The organism is Pseudomonas sp. AFG_SD02_1510_Pfu_092, assembly GCF_003331055.1.
Classification (GTDB): Bacteria; Pseudomonadota; Gammaproteobacteria; order Pseudomonadales; family Pseudomonadaceae; genus Aquipseudomonas.
Window position 1 is genome coordinate 1 of sequence record NZ_PUQD01000046.1, and the last position, 20,526, is coordinate 20,526.

Annotated in this window: 18 protein-coding genes; 7 read left to right on the forward strand and 11 right to left on the reverse strand. The window is 65.3% G+C overall.

Annotation, left to right across the window (positions count from 1 at the left end):
* Nucleotides 1-101 precede the first annotated feature (101 nt).
* The 3 genes from holA to leuS all read right to left on the reverse strand — a co-directional run bounded on the left by holA (nucleotide 102) and on the right by leuS (nucleotide 4,452).
* On the reverse strand, nucleotides 102-1,139 hold the full coding sequence (holA, locus tag C6A77_RS18110) for a DNA polymerase III subunit delta (protein WP_114170704.1): 1,038 nt from the start codon (nucleotides 1,137-1,139) through the stop codon (nucleotides 102-104).
* 39 nt (nucleotides 1,140-1,178) lie between these two features.
* Nucleotides 1,179-1,784, reverse strand: coding sequence for an LPS assembly lipoprotein LptE (gene lptE / locus C6A77_RS18115; RefSeq protein WP_114170705.1), 606 nt, complete (start codon nucleotides 1,782-1,784; stop codon nucleotides 1,179-1,181).
* Between the two features lie 61 nt (nucleotides 1,785-1,845).
* Nucleotides 1,846-4,452, reverse strand: coding sequence for a leucine--tRNA ligase (gene leuS / locus C6A77_RS18120; protein ID WP_114170706.1), 2,607 nt, complete (start codon nucleotides 4,450-4,452; stop codon nucleotides 1,846-1,848).
* Between the two features lie 227 nt (nucleotides 4,453-4,679).
* Between leuS and C6A77_RS18125 the strand changes: the two genes are divergently transcribed.
* Both C6A77_RS18125 and C6A77_RS18130 read left to right on the forward strand, forming a co-directional pair.
* Nucleotides 4,680-4,994, forward strand: coding sequence for a hypothetical protein (locus C6A77_RS18125; RefSeq protein WP_114170707.1), 315 nt, complete (start codon nucleotides 4,680-4,682; stop codon nucleotides 4,992-4,994).
* Nucleotides 4,995-5,130: 136 nt separating this feature from the next.
* The gene (locus C6A77_RS18130) at nucleotides 5,131-5,892 is read left to right on the forward strand and encodes a YdcF family protein (protein WP_114170708.1); all 762 of its coding nucleotides are present in this window, start codon (nucleotides 5,131-5,133) and stop codon (nucleotides 5,890-5,892) included.
* Nucleotides 5,893-6,021: 129 nt separating this feature from the next.
* Here C6A77_RS18130 and lnt read toward each other — a convergent pair whose 3' ends face one another.
* From lnt to C6A77_RS18150, 4 genes are read right to left on the reverse strand one after another with little or no spacing between them, the layout of a single operon-like run.
* Complete coding sequence (gene lnt, locus C6A77_RS18135) at nucleotides 6,022-7,539, reverse strand: apolipoprotein N-acyltransferase (RefSeq protein WP_114170709.1); 1,518 nt, start codon at nucleotides 7,537-7,539, stop codon at nucleotides 6,022-6,024.
* An 8-nt stretch (nucleotides 7,540-7,547) separates the two neighbouring features.
* The gene (locus C6A77_RS18140; protein WP_114170710.1) at nucleotides 7,548-8,387 is read right to left on the reverse strand and encodes an HlyC/CorC family transporter; all 840 of its coding nucleotides are present in this window, start codon (nucleotides 8,385-8,387) and stop codon (nucleotides 7,548-7,550) included.
* A 25-nt stretch (nucleotides 8,388-8,412) separates the two neighbouring features.
* The gene (ybeY, locus tag C6A77_RS18145; protein ID WP_114170711.1) at nucleotides 8,413-8,886 is read right to left on the reverse strand and encodes an rRNA maturation RNase YbeY; all 474 of its coding nucleotides are present in this window, start codon (nucleotides 8,884-8,886) and stop codon (nucleotides 8,413-8,415) included.
* The gene (locus C6A77_RS18150; protein WP_114170712.1) at nucleotides 8,879-9,877 is read right to left on the reverse strand and encodes a PhoH family protein; all 999 of its coding nucleotides are present in this window, start codon (nucleotides 9,875-9,877) and stop codon (nucleotides 8,879-8,881) included. Before C6A77_RS18150 ends, ybeY begins: the two co-directional genes overlap by 8 nt.
* Before the next feature lie 250 nt (nucleotides 9,878-10,127).
* Here C6A77_RS18150 and C6A77_RS18160 point away from each other — a divergent pair, with 250 nt between their 5' ends.
* The gene (locus tag C6A77_RS18160; protein WP_016489346.1) at nucleotides 10,128-10,454 is read left to right on the forward strand and encodes a DUF1820 family protein; all 327 of its coding nucleotides are present in this window, start codon (nucleotides 10,128-10,130) and stop codon (nucleotides 10,452-10,454) included.
* A 3-nt stretch (nucleotides 10,455-10,457) separates the two neighbouring features.
* Here C6A77_RS18160 and C6A77_RS18165 read toward each other — a convergent pair whose 3' ends face one another.
* The 4 genes from C6A77_RS18165 to C6A77_RS18180 all read right to left on the reverse strand — a co-directional run bounded on the left by C6A77_RS18165 (nucleotide 10,458) and on the right by C6A77_RS18180 (nucleotide 14,028).
* Entirely contained in the window at nucleotides 10,458-11,003 is a 546-nt protein-coding gene (locus tag C6A77_RS18165) for a tetratricopeptide repeat protein (RefSeq protein WP_114170714.1), read from the reverse strand.
* 289 nt (nucleotides 11,004-11,292) lie between these two features.
* Entirely contained in the window at nucleotides 11,293-12,576 is a 1,284-nt protein-coding gene (hemL, locus tag C6A77_RS18170; RefSeq protein WP_114170715.1) for a glutamate-1-semialdehyde 2,1-aminomutase, read from the reverse strand.
* A 16-nt stretch (nucleotides 12,577-12,592) separates the two neighbouring features.
* The gene (gene thiE, locus C6A77_RS18175; RefSeq protein ID WP_114170716.1) at nucleotides 12,593-13,216 is read right to left on the reverse strand and encodes a thiamine phosphate synthase; all 624 of its coding nucleotides are present in this window, start codon (nucleotides 13,214-13,216) and stop codon (nucleotides 12,593-12,595) included.
* Between the two features lie 14 nt (nucleotides 13,217-13,230).
* A complete protein-coding gene (locus C6A77_RS18180) occupies nucleotides 13,231-14,028 on the reverse strand; it encodes a hydroxymethylpyrimidine/phosphomethylpyrimidine kinase (protein WP_114170717.1) in 798 nt (265 codons plus the stop codon).
* 265 nt (nucleotides 14,029-14,293) lie between these two features.
* Here C6A77_RS18180 and C6A77_RS18185 point away from each other — a divergent pair, with 265 nt between their 5' ends.
* The 4 genes from C6A77_RS18185 to C6A77_RS18200 all read left to right on the forward strand — a co-directional run bounded on the left by C6A77_RS18185 (nucleotide 14,294) and on the right by C6A77_RS18200 (nucleotide 20,312).
* Entirely contained in the window at nucleotides 14,294-16,282 is a 1,989-nt protein-coding gene (locus C6A77_RS18185) for a hybrid sensor histidine kinase/response regulator (protein WP_114170718.1), read from the forward strand.
* Between the two features lie 108 nt (nucleotides 16,283-16,390).
* Complete coding sequence (locus C6A77_RS18190; protein ID WP_114170719.1) at nucleotides 16,391-18,043, forward strand: acyl-CoA dehydrogenase family protein; 1,653 nt, start codon at nucleotides 16,391-16,393, stop codon at nucleotides 18,041-18,043.
* Nucleotides 18,044-18,203: 160 nt separating this feature from the next.
* On the forward strand, nucleotides 18,204-19,667 hold the full coding sequence (gene amn, locus C6A77_RS18195; protein ID WP_114170720.1) for an AMP nucleosidase: 1,464 nt from the start codon (nucleotides 18,204-18,206) through the stop codon (nucleotides 19,665-19,667).
* A gap of 6 nt (nucleotides 19,668-19,673) precedes the next feature.
* Nucleotides 19,674-20,312: a pseudouridine synthase gene (locus C6A77_RS18200; RefSeq protein ID WP_114170721.1), complete on the forward strand. Its 639-nt coding sequence runs from the start codon at nucleotides 19,674-19,676 to the stop codon at nucleotides 20,310-20,312.
* Nucleotides 20,313-20,526: the final 214 nt, after the last annotated feature.

Here is a 20,526-nt window from a genome sequence, read left to right on the forward strand (position 1 = left end):
GCCGGGCCGCCGCTGGCCGACACCTCGCGGCCCCCCCCGTGTCCCCCGCCCCCGGGGGGGGGGGGGGGGGGCCCCGGGGGGGGGGGGCCACGCGGCCCCGATTACTCAGGGGGAAGCGCCAACCGCTGACCCGCCATCAACAGCGCCAACCGTGCCAGGCCAGTCCAGGGCGAGCCCTCGGCCTGCCCCTTGATCTGCGCATCGATACGCTGAGCATCCTGCAGCAACTGCGCCCAGCGTTGCGCCGACAGGCGCTGCAGGGCCTTGCTGACCAGTGGTCGGCGTTTGTCCCAGATCGGCGGGCGGGCCTGGCTGAAGGCCTTGTCCAGCGGAACGCCCTGGCTGAACTGCTGGGCCAGCCCGGCCAGCTGGCGCAGCTCGCGGGCCAGGGCCCAGAGAATGACCGGTGGTTCCACGCCTTCGCCACGCAAGCCTTCGAGCATGCGCAGGGCATGCGCGGCTTCGCCGTTGAGAATGGCATCGACCAGGCCGAAGACATCGAAGCGGGCGCTGTCGGCGACGGCGGCCTGTACGGTGTCTACGGTGACCTGGTTGCCTTCGGCGAGCAGCTTGAGCTTTTCGATCTCCTGCGCGGCAGCCAGCAGGTTGCCTTCCACCCGCGCCGCGATCAGGTCGACGGCGTCGCGCTGTGCCGACAGGCCGGCCTGCTGCAGGCGCTGGTTGATCCACTGGGGCAGCTGATGCACATCCACCGGCCAGATCTGAATGAACTGGCAATGGGCGCCTTCGATCAGGGCCTTGCCCCACTTGGTTTTCTGCGCGCTGCCGTCGAGCTTGGGCAGGCTGACCAGCAACAAGGTGTCTTCGGCGGGCCTGGCGCAGTATTCCATCAGTGCCGCGGCGCCCTTGTCACCGGGCTTGCCCGAGGGCAGGCGCAGTTCCAGCAGGCGGCGCTGAGCGAACAGCGACAGGCTGGCGCCGGCCTGCAGCAGCGTGCCCCAGTCGAAGTTGGCGTCGGCACTGAACACCTGGCGCTCGTCGAAGCCTTGCTGACGCGCGGCATTGCGGATGGCGTCGGCGGCTTCCTGGCACAGCAGCGGGTCGTCGCCGCTGACCACATAGACCGGTGCCAGGGCGCCTTGCAGGTGCTTGTTGAGTTGGGCGGCGGCGAGCTTCATGGCGAGCAGGCAGGGTACCCGAAGGTACCCCGCTCGGGCTTAGTTGCCCGGTACTTCCAGTGGCGACTGCTGAGGCGTTTCGGCCTGCTGGCGGCGCGCGGCCTCCAGTGCGGCGGCTTCGGCCTTGGCGCGTTCGTCGGCTTGACGCTGCAGTTCGTCCAGCTGGGACGGGGTCAGCATCTGCAGGCGAACGATCATGGCGTTGACCAGGTCGCGACGCATTTCTTCGCGGGCGCGGTTGGCTTCCTGCTCGGAACCGGTGATGTTCGAGCCGTCACGCAGGTAGATCTTGCGCACTTCCAGCTTGTCGCTCATCAGCTCCAGGTTGTTCAGGCCCTGGATGCTGTAGTTCAGCACGGTGGTCAGCTCGTACTCGGCGGTACGGTTGCCACTGTTGTAGGTGGCCGAGCGCTCGCGCTCCTGCTCGTTGGTCAGCACCAGGCGGTACGGTGCGCCGGCATGCACGTTGACGCCGCTGCGCTCCAGTACTTCACGCAGCTGAACCACGGTCGGGCCGTAGGCGTTGCGTGCGCTGACGTCCATTTCCTTGACGCTCAGCTCGGTAGAGCCGGTGCCGCGCAGCTGGAAACCGCAGGCGCTGAGCATGACCGCCAGGCCGATTACCAGCAAATTGCGTTTGATCATGTTGTTGCTCCCTTGTGGGCCTGTTCCGCCCGCCCGCGGTGGCTGCGGGCGGGCGTTGCCATCAGTTGGCGACGATGTTGACCAGTTTGCCCGGTACCACGATGACCTTGCGGATGGCCAGGCCGTCGATGAAGCGCAGGACGTTCTCGTTGCTGCGCGCGGCGGCTTCGACTTCTTCGCGGCTGGCGGCGGCCGGCATTTCGACCTGGCCACGCAGCTTGCCGTTGACCTGCACCACCAGGGTGACGGTGTCCTGCACCAGCGCTGTCTCGTCGACGGCTGGCCAGCCGGCGTCGATCACGGCCTGATCATGGCCCAGCTGCTTCCACAGTTCGTGGGAGATGTGCGGGGTGATCGGTGCCAGCAGCAGGGTCACGGCCTCGAGGCCCTCCTGCAGCAGGGCGCGGTCCTGTGCGGTGGCTTGCGGGGCCTTTTCCAGCACGTTCATCACGGTCATCACCTGGGCGATGGCGGTGTTGAACTTGTGGAACTGGCCGACGTCGGTGCTGGCCTGCTTGATGGCGGCGTGGATGGCGCGGCGAATCACCTTCTGCGCGTCGTCCAGGGCGGCGACATCCAGCTTGCCCGGCAGGCCCTGGCTGACGTGAGCCTGGGCCAGGCGCCAGACGCGGCGCAGGAAGCGGCTGGCGCCTTCGACGCCGGAGTCGGACCATTCCAGGCTCGCGTCAGGTGGCGAGGCGAACATCATGAACAGGCGGCAGGTGTCGGCGCCGTACTGGTCGATCATCGACTGTGGGTCGACGCCGTTGTTCTTCGACTTCGACATCTTCTCGGTGCCACCGATTTCCACCGGCAGGCCGTCGGTCTTCAGGCGGGCGCCAATGATCTTGGCCTTGGCATCGCGTTCGATTTCGACGTCGGCCGGGTTGAACCAGTCCTTGCCGCCGTTGCTGGCGACGCGGTAGTAGGTATCGGCCACCACCATGCCCTGGGTCAGCAGGTTCTTGAACGGCTCGTTCGAGGTGACCAGGCCTTCGTCACGCATCAATTTGTGGAAGAAGCGCGCGTACAGCAGGTGCAGAATGGCGTGCTCGATACCGCCGATGTACTGGTCGACCGGCAACCAGTGGTTGGCCGCTTTCGGGTCGACCATGCCACCTTGGTAGTTCGGCGAGGCGTAGCGGGCGAAGTACCAGGACGACTCGACGAAAGTGTCCATGGTGTCGGTTTCGCGCTTGGCCGCAGTGCCGCATTTCGGGCAGCTGCACGCGTAGAACTCGGGCATGCGCGCCAGTGGCGAACCGGCACCGTCCGGCACCACGTTCTCCGGCAGGGTGACCGGCAGCTGGTCTTCCGGCACCGGTACGTCGCCGCAGGACGGGCAGTGAATGATCGGGATCGGGCAGCCCCAGTAGCGCTGGCGGCTGATGCCCCAGTCGCGCAGGCGGAACTGGGTACGCGACTTGCCCAGTTCCTTGCGGATCAGGGCGGCTTCGATGGCGTCGAAGGCACCGGCAAAGTCCAGGCCGTCGAATTCGCCGGAGTTGATCAGTTGGCCATGTTCGCCATAGGCGGCCAGCCACTCGCTGCCGACTTCATCGCCAGCGCTGGTGCGTACCACGGCCTTGACCGGCAGGTTGTACTTGTGGGCGAACTCGAAGTCGCGCTCGTCGTGGGCCGGTACGGCCATCACGGCGCCATCGCCGTAGTGCATCAGCACGTAGTTGGCGACCCAGACCGGCAGCTTCTCGCCGGTCAGCGGGTGCTCGACCAGCAGGGAAGTGGCCATGCCCTTCTTCTCCTGGGTGGCCATGTCGGCTTCGGCGACGCTGCCGCTCTTGCACTCGTCGATGAAGGCCTGCAGCGCCGGGTTGCCCTGGGCGGCCTGGGTGGCCAGCGGGTGCTCGGCGGCGACCGCCACGTAGGTGGCGCCCATCAGCGTGTCGGGACGGGTGGTGAAGACCTTGAGGGTGCCGGCATGACCGATGCTGGCCTGGTCGTACGGGAACTGCACTTCCATGCCGCGCGACTTGCCGATCCAGTTGCGCTGCATGGTCTTGACCTGTTCAGGCCAGCCCGGCAGCTCGTCGAGGCTTTCCAGCAGCTCGTCGGCGTAGTCGGTGATGCGGAAGTAGTACATCGGGATTTCGCGCTTCTCGATCAGCGCGCCCGAACGCCAGCCACGGCCGTCGATGACCTGCTCGTTGGCCAGTACGGTCTGGTCCGCCGGGTCCCAGTTCACGGTGCCGTTCTTGCGGTAGATGATGCCTTTCTCGAACAGGCGGGTGAACAGCCACTGCTCCCAACGGTAGTAGTCGGGCTTGCAGGTGGTGACTTCACGCGCCCAGTCGATGGCCAGGCCCAGGCTCTTGAGCTGGGTCTTCATGTAATCGATGTTTTCGTACGTCCACTTGGCCGGGGCGACGTTGTTCTTCATCGCCGCGTTTTCCGCAGGCATGCCGAAAGCGTCCCAGCCCATTGGCTGCAGGACGTTCTTGCCCAGCATGCGCTGGTAGCGGGCAATCACATCACCGATGGTGTAGTTGCGCACGTGGCCCATGTGTAGCTTGCCGCTCGGGTACGGGAACATCGACAGGCAGTAGTAGGTGTCCTTGCCTGGCTGTTCGGTAACAGCGAACGATTGTTGCTCGTCCCAGAATTTCTGGGCGGCGGCTTCGATATCACGGGGCGTGTATTGTTCGTGCATGGCTACTTTTTGCTGAGAGGGAAGAGACCTTGTTCCAGGCAGCGGAACCTCGCTGCGTCCGGCACTCCGGTGTCGTTTAGAGTGAACGCCGTAGCATACAGCAGCGCCGCGCATCGTGGGAAACCTTCGTTGCGAATGCCCGCTGGTCGCGGCACACGGCTGCTTTTTGCAACGACGCTAAGCTCAGGTGTGGGGGGAGATATTCTTATCTTCAATGAGGTGAACGGATGGGAGATACGCAGCTACCCGCAATCAGACCGGAGCTATACGAACGCCTGATCGACCGGCTTGGCCTGGCACTGGAAGTGGCCAGGACCTCGGTACGATTGCGCGACGAGATGCCAGCCGAGCTGGAGTTGCGTGGCCTGAGCCACGCAGAGTTCGAAGTGATCAAGGCCTACCTGGAATCCCTTCCGGAGCGCCACGATGCTGCTGTCGGCAGTTACCCACAAGCGGAGCCGACATCGGCCAAGATCATCTGGCTGAAGGACAAGAAACGCCCCGCCAGTACGGCGAGATCCAGGACGCTGCCACATCGCTAGCCGTTCAGGACGCCAGGCGCAGGCTATCGCGCGCCGGTTCTTCAATATCATCACAGCTCAGGATCGACGCCGGCCATCCCCTTGTTGACCGGCGTCGATCCACTTAGGCTGCACGCCTGCCAAGGAGGTGTAGCCGATGCCGATCCGATTTTTCATCAAACAATGGCTGATGCCGCCGGGCGTGCTCTTTCTGCTACTGCTTCTGGCGTGGTGGTTGCGCAGCCGGCGGCCGCGGCTGGCGGCGCTGTGTTTTGCCGCAGGGCTGGGCGGCCTGTGGCTGATGAGCCTGCCGCTGGTGGTGCAGGAAACCGCTCGGCTGCTGGAGACCGAGCCGCCGCTGGCGGTGAATGACTGGCCGGGCCTTGCCAGCCGGGCAGATGCCATCGTGGTGCTGGGCGCGGGGCGAGAACGTGGCGACCCGGCCTGGGGCGGCAGCGACCAGCCGACGGCCACGGCGCTGGAGCGCATGCGCTTTGCTGCGCGGCTGGCCAAGGCGTCGGGTTTGCCGGTGCTGACCAGTGGCGGGCTGCACTACGGCACGCCACCGAGCGAGGCGCGCTTGATGGCTGATCGCTTGCAGGAAGACTTCGCGGTTGCGGTGAAGTGGCGCGAAGAAGCCAGCCGCACCACTTGGGAAAACGCCCAGCTGAGCGCGAAGGTGCTGCAGCCGTTGGGCATTCGCCGGGTGGTGGTGGTGACTCAGGCCTGGCACATGCAGCGCTCGCGCTGGAGCTTCGAGCGGGCGGGGTTCGAGGTGGTACCGGCGCCGGTGGGGTTCCTCGGCCGTGAGCATGCGCGGCCGTTTGGCGGGTTGCTGCCGGAGAGCCGGGCCATGTGGCAGAGCGGGCAGTTGTTCAATGAAGTGGTGGGGTTGGTGGGGTATCGGCTGTTCTACTGAGCCTGCTACTGCCTGTACCGACCTCTTCGCGGGTGAACCCGCTCCCACAGGATTTCCACAAGCTTCGAGAGCGGTGGAGCACCTGTGGGAGCGGGTTTACCCGCGAAGAGGCCGGTACAGGCGGCATCATCAGACAGTTTTGGCAATGCGCCCCGCCAGCAACGCCCAGCCCAGCAGCAGCGCGCAGACAATCGCCAGCGGCCACGACCGCCATTGCAGGTACGGCGTCAGTTGCTGCATCGGCACCACCTCGCCATACAGCACCGCCTGCTGGAACTGGGGAATCTGCGTGGTAATGCGGCCAAACGGGTCGATCAGTGCGGTGACGCCGTTGTTGGTGGCGCGGATCATCCAGCGCCCGGCTTCCAGCGCCCGCATCTGTGCCATCTGCAGGTGCTGCAGCGGGCCGATCGAGGTGCCGAACCAGGTGTCGTTGCTGATGGTCAGCAGCAGGTCGCTGCGCGCCGCCAGGCCGGCGGCGAACTCGGGGTAGACCACCTCGTAGCAAATGTACGGTGCGATCTGGTAGCCCTTGGCCTGCAGCAGCGGCTGGTCTTCCGGCCCGCGGGCGAAGTCCGACATGGGCAGGTTGAAGAACTCGATGGCGCCACGCAGCATGTCCTGCAGTGGGACGTACTCGCCAAACGGCACCAGCTTCTGCTTGAGGTAGGTGCCATCGCCTTCGCCGGTGACGGTGATGCCGTTGTAGTAGCGACGCTGATGATGCACCACTTCACGTACTGGCACCCCGGTGATCAGCGCCGAATGCCGCTCGGCGGCGAAGCGCCCCATCACATCGATGTAGCCCTGGGCCTGGTCCTTGAGCACCGGTACTGCGGTTTCCGGCCAGACCAGCAGGTCTACCGGCCGCGAGCTGAAACTCAGGTCCCGGTACAGCGCCAGTTGCGCGTCGATGTGTGCCGGGTCCCATTTCAGGTCCTGCTCGACGTTGCCCTGGATCGCCGCCACTTTCAGCGGCTCACCGGCCGGCGTGGTCCAGGCATGGCCCTTCAGCGCCAGGCCCAGCCCCCACGGCGCCAGCAACAGCAGGCAGGCGACCGCCAGGAACGACGGGCGCGCGCGCAGGCGGTGCAGGTTGCACAGCAGGGCGGCGGTCAGGGCCAGGGCAAAGGAGACCAGCCACACGCCGCCCAGCGGTGCCAGCCCGGCCAGCGGGCCGTCCAGCTGGCTGTAGCCGGCATACAGCCAGGGGAACCCGGTCAGGAACCAACCGCGGAAGGCTTCTTGCACCAGCCAAAGGGCAGCGAAGCACAGGGCATCGGCCAGTGGCGCCTCGCTGCGCCGCAGCCAGCGCGCCCACAGCCAGGTGGGCAGGGCGAAGAACCACGCCAGCGCGGCGAAGAACGCCAGCAGCAACAGGATCGCCAACAGCGGCGAAGCGCCGCCGTAGGTATTCATGCTGACGTAGATCCACCAGGTGCCGGCGCCATACAGGCCAAAGCCGAACCACCAGCCACGCCACATGGCCTGGCGCGGGCTGAGCTCGCGCAGGCCAAGGTAGAGCAGGGCGATGGACAGGATGGCCAGCGGCCAGATGTCGAACGGCGCCAGGGCCAGGAGGGTGGAGGCACCGGCCGCCAGGGCCAGCAGGTTACCGGGCCAGCCGGGGCGGGTGATCCAACGCATGTTTGTCCTTAACGGGTGATCGGTGTCAGGCGCAGCAAGTGTATCCGCCGGCTGTCGGCGTTGAGAATACGGAACTTGTAAGGCCCGATCTCGGTGGTTTCGTTGCGCTTGGGCAGGTGGCCGAAGGCGCTCATCACCAGGCCGCCAACCGTGTCGAATTCGTCATCGGAGAATTCGCTGTCGAAGAACTCGTTGAAGTTCTCGATCGGGGTAAGCGCCTTGACCAGGAAATCACCGCTGGGCAGCGGCTTGATGTAGCTGTCTTCCTCGACATCGTGCTCGTCCTCGATGTCGCCGACGATCTGCTCCAGCACGTCCTCGATGGTCACCAGGCCGGCCACGCCGCCGTATTCGTCGATGACGATGGCCATGTGGTTGTGGTTGGCGCGAAACTCGCGCAGCAGCACGTTCAGGCGCTTGGACTCGGGCACGAAGGTGGCCGGGCGCAGCAGGTCCTTGATGTTGAAGCTGTCGCCGTTCTCCTTGAGGATCAACGGCAGCAGGTCCTTGGCGAGCAGGATGCCGAGCACATCGTCGTGGCTTTCGCCGATTACCGGGTAGCGCGAGTGCGCTGCGTCGATCACCGCCGGCAGGAACTCGCGCGGCGACTGGCTGGCCTTGATGCTGATCATCTGCGAACGCGGGACCATGATGTCGCGCACCTGCAGGTCGGCTACCTGGATGGCGCCTTCGACGATGGTCAGCGCTTCGCTGTCCAGCAATTTGTTCTGATGGGCTTCGCGCAGCAGCTCGAGGAGCTCCTGGCGGTTTTTCGGCTCATGGGCAAAAGCCTGGGTCAGTTTACCCAGCCAGGACTTCTGCCCGTTGCTCGATCGATCTTCGCTCATGGCGGTTCTCGTGATCCTTCGTGTATCAGTGTGTGAGGGTGTCGGTTTCATCGTCGGCGTACGGGTCGGGGTGACCCAGTTCCGCCAGCAATTCCCGTTCCAGGCTTTCCATTTCCTCGGCTTCGTCATCTTCGATGTGGTCGTAGCCGAGCAGGTGCAGGCAGCCGTGGATGACCAGGTGCGCCCAGTGCGCTTCCAGCGATTTGCCTTGTTCGGCGGCTTCGCGTTCGACCACCGGCACGCAGATCACCAGGTCGCCCAGCAGCGGGATATCCAGCAGCTCATCCGGTACATCGGCCGGGAACGACAGCACGTTGGTGGCGTAGTCCTTGTGCCGGTAGGTGTGGTTCAGCTCGCGGCCTTCGGTTTCGTCGACCAGGCGAATGGTCATTTCCGAATCGGCGCTGCGCTGGCGCAGGGCCAGTTCGCACCAGCGGCGGAAGGCAGTGTCATCCGGGGCGGCAGCGTCCGTGGCCCGTTGAATGTCGAGTTCAAGCATCTTTGCCGGGCGCCTCGGGCTTGGCCTGGCGGGCATCGAAGCGGTCGTAGGCTTCGACGATGCGCTGCACCAGTGGGTGACGAACCACATCTTTGGGTTGGAAGTGGGTGAAGCTGATCCCCGGCACGTCCTTCAGCACCTCGATGACGTGCGCCAGGCCCGACTTGGTGCCACGCGGCAGGTCGACCTGGGTGATGTCACCGGTGATGACCGCGGTAGAGCCGAAACCGATGCGGGTTAGGAACATTTTCATCTGTTCCAGCGTGGTGTTCTGGCTCTCGTCGAGAATGATGAAGCTGTTGTTCAGGGTGCGACCACGCATGTAGGCCAGCGGGGCGATCTCGATCACCTGGCGCTCGATCAGCTTGGCCACGTGTTCGAAGCCGAGCATTTCGTACAGGGCGTCGTACAGCGGGCGCAGGTACGGGTCGATCTTCTGCGCCAAGTCGCCGGGCAGGAAGCCGAGCTTTTCGCCCGCTTCGACCGCCGGGCGCACCAGCAGGATGCGGCGCACCTGTTCACGCTCCAGCGCGTCGACGGCACACGCCACGGCCAGGTAGGTCTTGCCGGTACCGGCCGGGCCGATGCCGAAGTTGATGTCGTTGGCGAGGATTTCCTTCACGTAGCGTTGCTGGTTGACACCGCGCGGGCGAATGTTGCCCTTGCGCGTGCGCAGCGACACGCTGACCTCGTTGACGGCCGGGTTGTCGATGTTCTCGACGGTCGACTCCTGCAGGTACAGGTGCACGGTTTCCGGCGACAGCTCGTTGGCCTTGGTCTCGCGATAGAGACGGCGCAGCAGCTGTTCGGCAGCGGAGGTGGTCTTGGGTTCGCCGATCAGTTCGAACTGATTTCCGCGGTTGCGGATCTCGATGGCCAGGCGCTGTTCGATCAGGCGCAGGTGCTCGTCGAACTGGCCGCACAAGTTGGCGAAACGATGGGCCTCGAAAGGTTCGAGGATGAAGCGATGGGGTTGTATGGGTGCGTTCAAGGTCGTTTTTGGCCGCTCGACGGCAATGGAGGTGAACCCAAGAATAACCCTTGAATGGCAGTGGCGAAAGCACTGAAACGATCAAGGGTATGTGTGGCCTGTTCTGGCCCCTTCGCGGGCACGCCCGCTCCCACAGGTACCGCACCGCTTCGAAGATGGGTGCAAGACCTGTGGGAGCGGGCGTGCCCGCGAAGGGGCCGGTACAGGTATGATGCACCCCTTTTCTTACGCATGTGTTATTTCACCGGACATGAGCAAGCGCGAACCTGCCATTTATAAAGTGATCTTCCTCAACCAGGGGCAGGTCTTCGAGATGTATGCCAAGCAGATCTACCAGAGCGACCTGTGGGGCTTTCTGGAAATCGAGGAGTTCGTTTTCGGCGAGCGCTCGCAGCTGGTGGTGGACCCGAGCGAGGAGAAGCTCAAGAGCCAGTTCGAAGGGGTGATCCGCAGCTTCGTGCCGATGCACTCGATCGTGCGCATCGACGAGGTCGAGCGCCTGGGCACGGCCAAGATCAGCGAAGCCAAGGGCGGCGGCAACGTGATGCCGTTCCCCATGCCGATGCCGGAAAAGTAGCCGTCAGGGAAGTGGCGAGAACGGCGTGCGGCCTTCGGCGTTCTGCAGTTCGAGTAGGTACTTGCGGAAGATCTGGCCGAGCACCTGGGTTGCATGCTCCAGCTCGTCGCGGGGCATTTGCTCGGTCACTTCGTCGGCCATGTCCAGCGCATCTTCGGCGCCGTTGACCGCGGCCATCTTCAGCAGGATGTAGGCCTGCACGTTATTGGCCTTGACCCCTTCGCCACGGAAGAACATGGCACCGAGGCGGTACTGGGCGTCGGCGTGGCCTTGCAGCGAGGCCTTCTGGAACCAGTCCAAGGCCTTGTTCAGGTTTTTTGGGGTTTGTGTGTAGTAGTACTCGCCCAGTTCGAATTGCGCCTGGGCATCCCCCGCGGTCGCCGTCTGCTCGCAGGCCTTGAGGGCATTCGCCAGGTCTTCCGGCTGAACGTTCAAGGTGCAGCGGCCCGCTGCCGGAATCAGCAACGAGTTACCGCCCTCCGCCAGGGCCAGCAGGGGCTGAAGAAGCAACAGGCAGCCCAGGGTCAGGGCGCGGCCGGTGCGGTTCATGGGGATCGACTTACCTCTGCAAAGCTGCGGCCAATGTCTCTGGTGGCACATTATGGGATAAGCAGCGCCAACCTTACAAAGTTTTACTCGATTTTCTGCTTGGTTGGGGAAGTCAGCTGATTGTGCAGGGTCTTTTGTTGCCTGTCCCGGGCTCTGTGGGAGCGGCCTTGTGTCGCGAAAGGGCTGCGAAGCAGCCCCAGCGATCTGTGCATTACTGCTGAAGTCCTGGGGCCGCTTTGCGGCCCTTTCGCGACACAAGGCCGCTCCCACAAAAGCGCGGGGCAGCGTGTTACTTCAGGGCAGCAAAGGCCTTTTCCGCCGCATCCAGGGTGATCTGCAGCTCCTTGTCACCATGCGCGATGGAGGTGAAACCGGCCTCGAACGCGCTCGGCGCCAGGTACACGCCGCCGTCGAGCATCAGGTGGAAGAAGCGCTTGAAGCGCTCGGCATCGCTGGCCATGACGTCTTCGAAGGTGACGATGTCGTCGGCACCGCTGAAGTACAGGCCGAACATGGCGCCAGCCTGGGTGGTGACGAACGGCACGCCAGCGGCATCGGCGCGCTGTTGCAGGCCGTCGAGCATGCGGCTGGTGTAGTCGGTCAGCTCGGCGTGGAAGCCCGGGCGGCTGATCAGCTTGAGGGTGGTGAGGCCGGCGGCCATGGCCAGCGGGTTACCCGACAGGGTGCCGGCCTGGTACACCGGGCCGAGCGGGGCGATGCAGCCCATGATCTCGCGCTTGCCGCCAAAGCAGCCGACCGGCATGCCGCCGCCGACGATCTTGCCGAAGGTCGACAGGTCCGGCTTGATGCCGTAATGGCCCTGGGCGCCGCCGAGCGAAACGCGGAAACCGGTCATCACTTCGTCGAAGATCAGCACCACGCCATGCTTGTCGCACTGCTCGCGCAAGCCTTCGAGGAAGCCCGGCGCCGGCGGTACGCAGTTCATGTTGCCGGCCACCGGCTCGACGATGATGCAGGCGACGCTCTGGCCCACTTCGGCCAGGGTCTTCTCGACTGCGGCGATGTCGTTGAACGGCAGGGTCAGGGTGTGTTTGGCGAAGTCCGCCGGTACCCCGGCCGAGCTCGGCACGCCCTGGGTCAGCAGGCCGGAGCCGGCTTTTACCAGCAGGCTGTCGGAGTGGCCGTGGTAGCAGCCTTCGAACTTGATGATGGCGTCACGGCCGGTGTAGCCACGCGCCAGGCGGATGGCGCTCATGGTGGCTTCGGTGCCCGAGCTGACCATGCGCACCATTTCCATCGACGGCACGATCGAGCAGACCAGGTCGGCCATCTCGGTTTCCATGGCCGTCGGCGCGCCGTAGGACAGGCCGTGCTCCAGCTGCTTGCGTACCGAGTCCAGTACCTGCGGGTGACCGTGGCCGAGGATCATCGGGCCCCAGGAACCGACGTAGTCGACGTAGCGCTTGTCGTCCTCGTCAACGACGTAGGCGCCTTCGGCATGCTTGAAGAACAGCGGCGTGCCGCCAACGCTCTTGAAAGCGCGGACCGGCGAGTTGACGCCGCCGGGGATGTGCTTCTGGGCTTGGGCGAACAGGGCTTCGGAACGGGACATGGGAGGTTCTCTCGAATCAGGATGCGAACAAGGCGTTGAAGGCGCGGGCGCGGCGGGTGACTTCCTGCGCGCTGTCGGCACCGAACAGGCCGTGGATCACCGCCAGCAGGTCGGCACCATGGGCAACCAGCGGGGCGGCGTTGTCGAGGGTAATGCCGCCGATCACCGCGATCGGCAGTTTCACCTGGGCGCGGGCCTGCTCCAGCAGTTCGCTGTTGGCGGCCGGGGCGCCCGGCTTGGTGACGGAATTGAAGAAGCGGCCGAAGGCCACGTAGCTGGCGCCTTCGCTGGCGGCCTGCGCGGCCAGTTCGAGGCTGGCATGGCAGGTGGAACCGATGATCGCCTGGCGGCCGAGCAGGGCGCGGGCCGGGGTCAGCGGGCCGTCGGTCTGGCCCAGGTGCACGCCGACGCCCAGGCGCGCAGCCAGTTCGGCGTCGTCGTTGATGAGCAGCTGGGTGCCGTAGCGCTCGCAGAGCTTCATCAGCCCTTCGGCTTCGCGCAGGCGCCGTGCCGCATCGTCACTCTTGTCGCGGTACTGCAGCAGGCATACGCCGCCTTCCAGCGCCGCTTCGACATGGGACAGGAAACGGCCGGCGAGCAGCTGGCTGTCGGTGATGGCGTACAGACCGCGTAGCTTCATGGCAAGGCCTCGTGTCAGGAGCAGAAATCCAGCGGCAGGCGGCGTGGCACGAACTGGCCCTTGCCCAGCTGTTCGGCGTCACGCAGCGTGCGCCAGGTGTAGTCCAGGGCGCTGCGTACGGCGCTGTCCAGTTGCTCGCCCAGGGCCAGGCGCCCGGCCAGGGCGCTGGCCAGGCTGCAGCCCGAGCCATGGTAGCTGCCCGGCAGACGTTGGCAGGTCCAGGTGTGGCGCTGGCCGTCGCGGCTGTACAGGCGGTTGTGAATTTCGTCTTCGTCGCCGTGACCGCCGGTGATCAGCAGGTGTCTACAGAACGGCAACAGTTTCTCGGCACACTCGTCGGCGCTGCCGTCGGGCAGTTCGGCCAGGATACGGGCTTCGGGCAGGTTCGGTGTGGCGATGGTCGCCAGCGGCAACAGGCGTTCGCGCAGGGCGTAGCCCACTTCGTCCTTGCCCAGGCGGCCACCACCACCGGCACGCAGTACCGGGTCGCAGACCAGCGGCAGGTGCGGGTGGGCGGCCAGCAGTTCGGCGACGGTGTCGACCATCTCGATCGAGCCGAGCATGCCCAGCTTGACCGCGGCCACGGTGGAGTCGGCCAGCACGGCATTGGCCTGGGCCAGTACCCACTCGCGATCGAGCACGCGGAAGTCGGAAACGTTGACGGTATCCTGCACGGTCAGGGCGGTCACCGCAGGTGCGGCGTGGCAGCCTTGGGCGAGCAGGGCTTCGATGTCTGCCTGCAGGCCGGCGCCGCCACTGGGGTCGTGGCCGGAGAGACAGAGGACAACGGGGCGGGAGCTGTAGGTATTCATGGTCGGCGAGCTTACCACCAATCCTGTTTGGGCGGATCGTCCTACAAACGAGTTTTGCTGATCATATGGTCAGATTCTTATTGGCTTTGTTTCTGAAAGCATTGATTTAGAGCCTTTTCTTTGCCATTTGATATGGCCGATTGCCAGGTTGCGACGCTATGCTAGAGTGCTCGGATAACTCTACAAACGGGTTCTGCCGGATCAAGTCGTCTCAAACGGATGGGAGGCAACCGCGACTCGACCGGACAGGCCATGCTGGGGCTGTATGCGCTATTTGCTGATTGTGCTTCTGGGCGTGCTGCCCGTGCTGGCCGGGGCGGTCGATTTCGACGACGCTACCCGGTATCTTCCGCTGGGCAAGGTCATGCAGGTTTATGAGGACCGCGATGGCAATGCCAGCATCGCCCAGGTCTCTGCCCCAGCGTTCGCCAAGCGCTTTCGCCCTCATCAGGAAGAGGTGCTGAACGCCGGTTATTCCACCTCGGTATTCTGGCTCAAGGTCGAACTGCACCCCCTGGCCACGCCGGGTGCTGCCCCTCGGCAATGGCTGCTGGAGCTGGCCTATCCACCGTTGGACCACCTCGAGCTGTACCTGCCCGAAGACAATGGCGGCTACCGCCTGGCCGGGCGTACGGGGGATGCCTTGCCCTACGACAGCCGGCAGATCCGGCAGAACAACTACCTGTTCGCACTGCCATTGCCGCCAGGCCAGGTGACCACCGTGTACCTGCGCCTGCACAGCCAGGGCTCGGTGCAGGCGCCGCTGGCGCTGTGGTCTGCCGAGGCCTACATGGAACAACAGCCGACGCGCCTGTATGTGCTGGGGATGATCTACGGCGTGCTGCTGGTAATGCTGGTGTACAACCTGTTCATCTACCTCAGCGTGCGTGACGTCAGCTACCTCTACTACATCCTCTATATCGCCTCGTTCGGCCTGTATCAGGTGTCGGTGAATGGCGCCGGGGTGGCCTACTTCTGGCCGGACAGCCCGTGGTGGGCGAATGCCTCGACGCCCCTGTTCATCGGTGCTGCCGGGCTGTTTGGTTGCCAGTTCGCCCGGCATTTCCTGCAGCTGGGCAGCACCAGCCGCGGCTTCGACCGGCTGCTGCAACTGCTGATGCTGGGGGGCGCGCTGGTCATGGTGCTGGCGGTGAGCATGCCCTACGGCGTCGCCCTGCGCATGGCCACGGTGCTGGCGCTGCTGTTCACCGTGAGCATCTTCAGTGCCGGGCTGTACGCCTGGTGGCGCGGCTTGCGCGTGGCGCGCTGGTTCATCATCGCCTGGACGGCGTTCTTGCTCGGCGGCCTGGTCAACACCCTGATGGTGCTGGGTTACCTGCCGAACCTGTTCATCACCATGTATGCCAGCCAGCTGGGTTCGGCGCTGGAAGTGGCGTTGTTGTCGCTGGCGCTGGCCGACCGCATCAACAGCCTGCGTGAGCAGCAGGCGCAGGCCCTGCGCGAGACCGGGCGCACGCTGGAGCAGCTGAACCTGCAACTGGCCCGGAGCAACCGGCTGAAGGACGAATTTCTGGCCAGCGTCACCCACGAGCTGCGCACCCCGATGAATGGGGTGATCGGCTCGCTGGAATTGATGCACACCTTGCCGATGGAGGCCGAGATGGCCCAGTACCATCGCACGGCGGTGGGCTCGGCGCAGGGCATGATGGACATGGTCGATGCGATTCTTACCCTGTCTGAACTGCAGGCCGGCCGCCTGCGCGCGCAGCCGGCGCCGTTCAGCCTGCGTACCTTGCTGCAGAGCCTGCGCGCCGCCTATGCCGGGCAGGCCTTGGGCAAGGGCTTGTACCTGAGCCTGGATATCCCGGCCGATGTGCCGGACGGGCTGTTCGGCGACGGCCAGAAGCTGGCCCGCTGCCTGGCGTGCCTGGTGGATAACGGGTTGAAGTTCACCCACCAGGGCGGCGTGGTGATCCAGGTGCGGGGCCGCTGGGTGGCGCCGGATGACCTGGCGCTGACGTTCATTGTCAGTGACAGCGGGATCGGTTTCGATGACCTGGACCAGGCGACCTTGTACCAGCGCTTCTTCCAGGTCGATGGCTCGATGACCCGGCGCTATGGCGGGCTGGGGATCGGCTTGTCGATCTGCCGGCAGATGGGCGAGTTGCTGGGGGCGCGGTTGGCGCATGAGTCGACGCGGGGGTTGGGGAGCCGGTTCGAGCTGAGCTTGAACATGGCGGTCTCGCAAATGCAGATGACCCCGAACATGCTTCAGGCACGGCAGTCGTTGTAGCCGCAGCTGACCGCGTTTCACGCGCTTTAGTCATTAATGTCACTTTGACTGACCCGCAGGGAGTGCTTCACTGGGGCTCTCAAGCCTACCCGGATCCAGGAGCCGCCGATGAACCTGCACCAGTACGCTGAAACCCACGAAGTCACCAACCAGCCACCGCCGCTCGAGGGCGCCAACCTGTATCGCCTCGACCTGCCGCTGCAAGAATGGTCGCGGCGTTTCGGCGCGGGCTGGGCCGAGTCGCGGATCGATGCCTACGGCGCCCTGGCCGGCGGCCCACTGATGCAGGCCGGCTTCCTGGCCAATGCACACAAACCCGAATTCAGCAGCCATGACCGCTACGGCCATCGCATCGACCTGGTCGAGTTTCACCCGGCCTACCACGAGCTGATGCGCACCGCCGTCGAGCATGGCCTGCCTTCGCTGCCGTGGGCCGAACCGCGCCCCGGCGCCCATGTGGCGCGGGCTTCGATGACCTACCTGCACAGCCAGGCCGAGGCCGGCACCGGCTGCCCGCTGACCATGACCTTTGCCGCAGTCCCGGCGCTGCGCCTGCAACCCGAGCTGGCCGAATACTGGCTGCCGAAGATCCTCGCCTGCGAGTACGACCCGCGCAACGTCGGCGACCGGCACAAGGCCGGGGTCACCCTGGGCATGGCCATGACCGAGAAGCAGGGCGGTACCGATGTCCGCGCCAACACCACCCGGGCTTACCCGGTCGGCGCCGCAGGCCCGGGCCAGGCCTATGAGCTGGTCGGGCACAAGTGGTTCTGCTCGGCGCCCATGTGTGATGCCTTCCTGACCCTGGCGCAGACCGAGAAGGGTCTGAGCTGTTTTCTGTTGCCGCGCCATCGCCCTGACGACAGCCGCAACCAGTTCTATATCCAGCGCCTGAAGAACAAGCTGGGCAACAGTTCCAATGCCTCCAGTGAGGTGGAGTTCCGCGGTGCCCTGGCGTGGATGATTGGCGAAGAAGGGCGTGGGGTGCCAACCATCATCGAGATGGTTGCCATGACCCGCTTCGACTGCATGGTCGGCTCCAGCGCCCTGATGCGCCAGGCCTTGACCCAGGCGGCCCACCACTGCGCACACCGCAAGGTTGGCGGGCGGCTGCTGAACGAACAGCCGTTGATGCAGAACGTACTGGCCGACCTGGCCCTGGAAAGCGAGGCGGCGCTGGCCCTGAGCCTGCGCATGGGGCAGGCGCTGGAGCAGCTGGACGACCCGCAGCAGGCGCATTTCGCCAGGCTGGTCACGGCGGTGGGCAAGTACTGGATCTGCAAGCGCGCGCCGGCCATGATCAACGAGGCCGCCGAGTGCCTGGGCGGCGCGGGTTACGTGGAAGACAGCATCCTGCCACGGCTGTATCGCGAAGCGCCGGTGAACTCGACCTGGGAAGGTTCGGGCAATGTGCAGTGCCTGGATGTACTGCGCGCCCTGTCCAAAGAGCCGGGGGTGCTCGATGCCCTGTTCACCGAACTGGGCGACGGCCACGGCGACCCGCGCCTGGCGGCGCACATCGGTAACCTCAAAGGTGCATTCGCCGACACCGGTGACATGCAGTACCGCGCGCGGCAACTGACCGAGGATATTGCCTTGGCGTTGCAGGCCAAGCTGTTGCTGGAGGCGGGCAATACGCTGGTCAGTGATGCGTTCATCGGCAGCCGGTTGAGCGGCGGTGGGCGGGTGTATGGAGCGTTGCCGCGGGGTGTGGATGTGCAGGCATTGGTCGCCAGGGCGACGCCAGCCTGGGCGAATTGAGTCGCCTTGTTCGCGGGCATGCCCGCGCCTACAAAAGGTTGCGAATGACCTGTGGGAGCGGGCGCGCCCGCGAATGGACCTGACACCGATCAATGGGGATGTATTTACCCAAGAAGGCAGGCAAGATGGTCCACAAGCATGTCCAGACAGGAAGCACAGAGTGAGCCAAGCTTTTGTAGTCGTTGATACCCCCGAACAGGCCGTCGACCGTCTGGCGGCCCTGCATGACCAGGCCACCGGGGCCCTCAGCCAGGCCCTCAAGCGTTACCTGAAGGACCGTACCGAGCCCGATGCCGAAGCGCGTGCCCTGTTCCGCTACCCGGCGCTGCGCCTGACCTACTACAGCCACGGTGAAGTCGCCGCCACCACGCGCGCCTACGCCAAGGTCCAGGTTGCCGGCACCTACAGCGTCACCGTCACCCAGCCTGCCGCGTTCCGTGGCTACCTGCTGGAGCAGCTGCGCCCGTTGATGCACGACTACACCGTCACGGTCGAAGTCGGCGTCAGCGAGCAGAACATCCCTTACCCCTACGTAGTCGACCAGGGCGACGAACTGGCCGGCAGCGGCATCACCGCCGCGCAACTGGCGCGGGTGTTCCCCAGCACCGACCTGTCGGCTGCCACCGACAACATCGCCGATGGCCTGTATGACTGGGACAGCACCGAAACCCTGCCGCTGGCGCTGTTCGATGCCGCGCGGGTCGACTTCTCGCTGCGCCGCCTGGTGCACTACACCGGCAGCGACTGGCGCCATGTGCAGCCGTGGATCCTGCTGACCAACTACCACCGCTACGTCGACCAGTTCATCAGCCACGGCCTGGACCAGCTGCGTGACGACCCGCGCTTCGTGCGCATGGTGCTGCCGGGCAACGTGGTGATCGAGAAGGGCATGGACCACGGCGAAACCCAGGCCCTGGTGGCCAGCGTGGTCTGGCACCGCTACCAGATGCCGGCGTATCACCTGATCGCCGCCGACGGCGACGGCGTGACGCTGGTCAACATTGGCGTCGGCCCGTCCAACGCGAAGAACATCACCGACCACCTGGCCGTGCTGCGCCCGCACTGCTGGCTGATGATCGGCCACTGTGGCGGCCTGCGCCAGTCGCAGACCATCGGCGACTATGTGCTGGCGCACGCCTACATGCGCCGCGACGGCATTCTCGACCGCGTGGTGCCGCCGAACATCCCGATTCCGGCGCTGGCCGAGGTGCAGCTGGCCTTGCAGGAAGCGGCCGCGCAGGTCACCGGCGAGCGTGGCGAACAATTGAAGAAGCGCCTGCGCACCGGCACCGTGCTGACCTACGACGACCGCAACTGGGAGCTGCGCTGGGCCCAGGAACGGCCGCTGATCAACCTGTCGCGGGCGGTGGCGGTCGACATGGAAAGCGGCACCATTGCCGCCCAGGGTTACCGCTTGCGGGTGCCGTACGGCACCTTGCTGTGCGTGTCCGACAAGCCGCTGCACAGCGAGATCAAGCTGCCGGGCTCGGCCAACGCCTTCTATAACCGGGCGGTGAGCCAGCATCTGAAGATCGGCATTGCCGCTCTCGACCTGCTGCGTACCGAGCTGAACTCGCTGCACTCGCGTAAACTGCGCAGTTTCGATGAGCCGCCGTTCCGCTGAGGGTCCATGTCACTGCCACCCCGTTCCAAGCCGCGCCGCCCGCAGGCGCGGCCTGCCGCCGGCCCGCGTCGCCAGGCCAAGGCGCCACCGGCCGAGCCGCGCCTGATCCTGTTCAACAAACCGTTCGACGTGCTGACCCAGTTCAGCGACGGCGAAGGGCGCGCGACGCTCAAGGATTTTATCGACATCCCGGGCGTGTACCCGGCCGGGCGGCTGGACCGCGACAGTGAAGGCCTGCTGCTGCTGACCAACGATGGCGGCCTGCAGGCGCGCATCGCCGACCCCAAGCACAAACTGGCCAAGACTTACTGGGTGCAGGTGGAGGGCGAGCCGAGCGACGAGCAGCTGCAGCGCTTGCGTGATGGCGTGCAACTGAATGACGGGCCGACCCTGCCGGCCGAAGCGCGACGCCTGGAAGAACCCGAGCTGTGGCCACGCAACCCGCCGGTCCGCTTTCGCAAGAGTGTGCCGACCAGTTGGCTGGAGCTGGTGATTCGCGAAGGGCGTAACCGCCAGGTAAGGCGGATGACGGCAGCAGTGGGGTTGCCGACCTTGCGCCTGGTGCGGGTGCGCATTGGTGACTGGGCGCTGGACGGGTTGCAGCAGGGGTGCTGGCGCGAGGTCCCGGCTAAGCTGCAGCGCTAGCAGGGGCCGCTTTGCGGCCCTTTCGCGACACAAGGCCGCTCCCACAGGTACTGCGTGAGCCATAGGCCTGCGCGATTCCATGTGGGAGCGTGCAAGCCCGCGAAGCAGGTAACGCGGTGGATGGCACCGGCTGCGCCGGTGTTCGCGGCTAAAGCCGCTCCCACAGGTATGCGTGAGCCATAGGCCTGCGCGATTCCCTGTGGGAGCGGGCAAG

Coding starts and splice junctions, on each gene's coding strand:
- holA (WP_114170704.1), bottom strand. CDS start 1,139: ATGAAGCTCGCCGCCGCCCAACTCAACAAGCACCTGCAAGGCGCCCTG.
- lptE (WP_114170705.1), bottom strand. CDS start 1,784: ATGATCAAACGCAATTTGCTGGTAATCGGCCTGGCGGTCATGCTCAGC.
- leuS (WP_114170706.1), bottom strand. CDS start 4,452: ATGCACGAACAATACACGCCCCGTGATATCGAAGCCGCCGCCCAGAAA.
- C6A77_RS18125 (WP_114170707.1), top strand. CDS start 4,680: ATGGGAGATACGCAGCTACCCGCAATCAGACCGGAGCTATACGAACGC.
- C6A77_RS18130 (WP_114170708.1), top strand. CDS start 5,131: ATGCCGATCCGATTTTTCATCAAACAATGGCTGATGCCGCCGGGCGTG.
- lnt (WP_114170709.1), bottom strand. CDS start 7,539: ATGCGTTGGATCACCCGCCCCGGCTGGCCCGGTAACCTGCTGGCCCTG.
- C6A77_RS18140 (WP_114170710.1), bottom strand. CDS start 8,387: ATGAGCGAAGATCGATCGAGCAACGGGCAGAAGTCCTGGCTGGGTAAA.
- ybeY (WP_114170711.1), bottom strand. CDS start 8,886: ATGCTTGAACTCGACATTCAACGGGCCACGGACGCTGCCGCCCCGGAT.
- C6A77_RS18160 (WP_016489346.1), top strand. CDS start 10,128: ATGAGCAAGCGCGAACCTGCCATTTATAAAGTGATCTTCCTCAACCAG.
- C6A77_RS18165 (WP_114170714.1), bottom strand. CDS start 11,003: ATGAACCGCACCGGCCGCGCCCTGACCCTGGGCTGCCTGTTGCTTCTT.
- hemL (WP_114170715.1), bottom strand. CDS start 12,576: ATGTCCCGTTCCGAAGCCCTGTTCGCCCAAGCCCAGAAGCACATCCCC.
- thiE (WP_114170716.1), bottom strand. CDS start 13,216: ATGAAGCTACGCGGTCTGTACGCCATCACCGACAGCCAGCTGCTCGCC.
- C6A77_RS18180 (WP_114170717.1), bottom strand. CDS start 14,028: ATGAATACCTACAGCTCCCGCCCCGTTGTCCTCTGTCTCTCCGGCCAC.
- C6A77_RS18185 (WP_114170718.1), top strand. CDS start 14,294: ATGCGCTATTTGCTGATTGTGCTTCTGGGCGTGCTGCCCGTGCTGGCC.
- C6A77_RS18190 (WP_114170719.1), top strand. CDS start 16,391: ATGAACCTGCACCAGTACGCTGAAACCCACGAAGTCACCAACCAGCCA.
- C6A77_RS18200 (WP_114170721.1), top strand. CDS start 19,674: ATGTCACTGCCACCCCGTTCCAAGCCGCGCCGCCCGCAGGCGCGGCCT.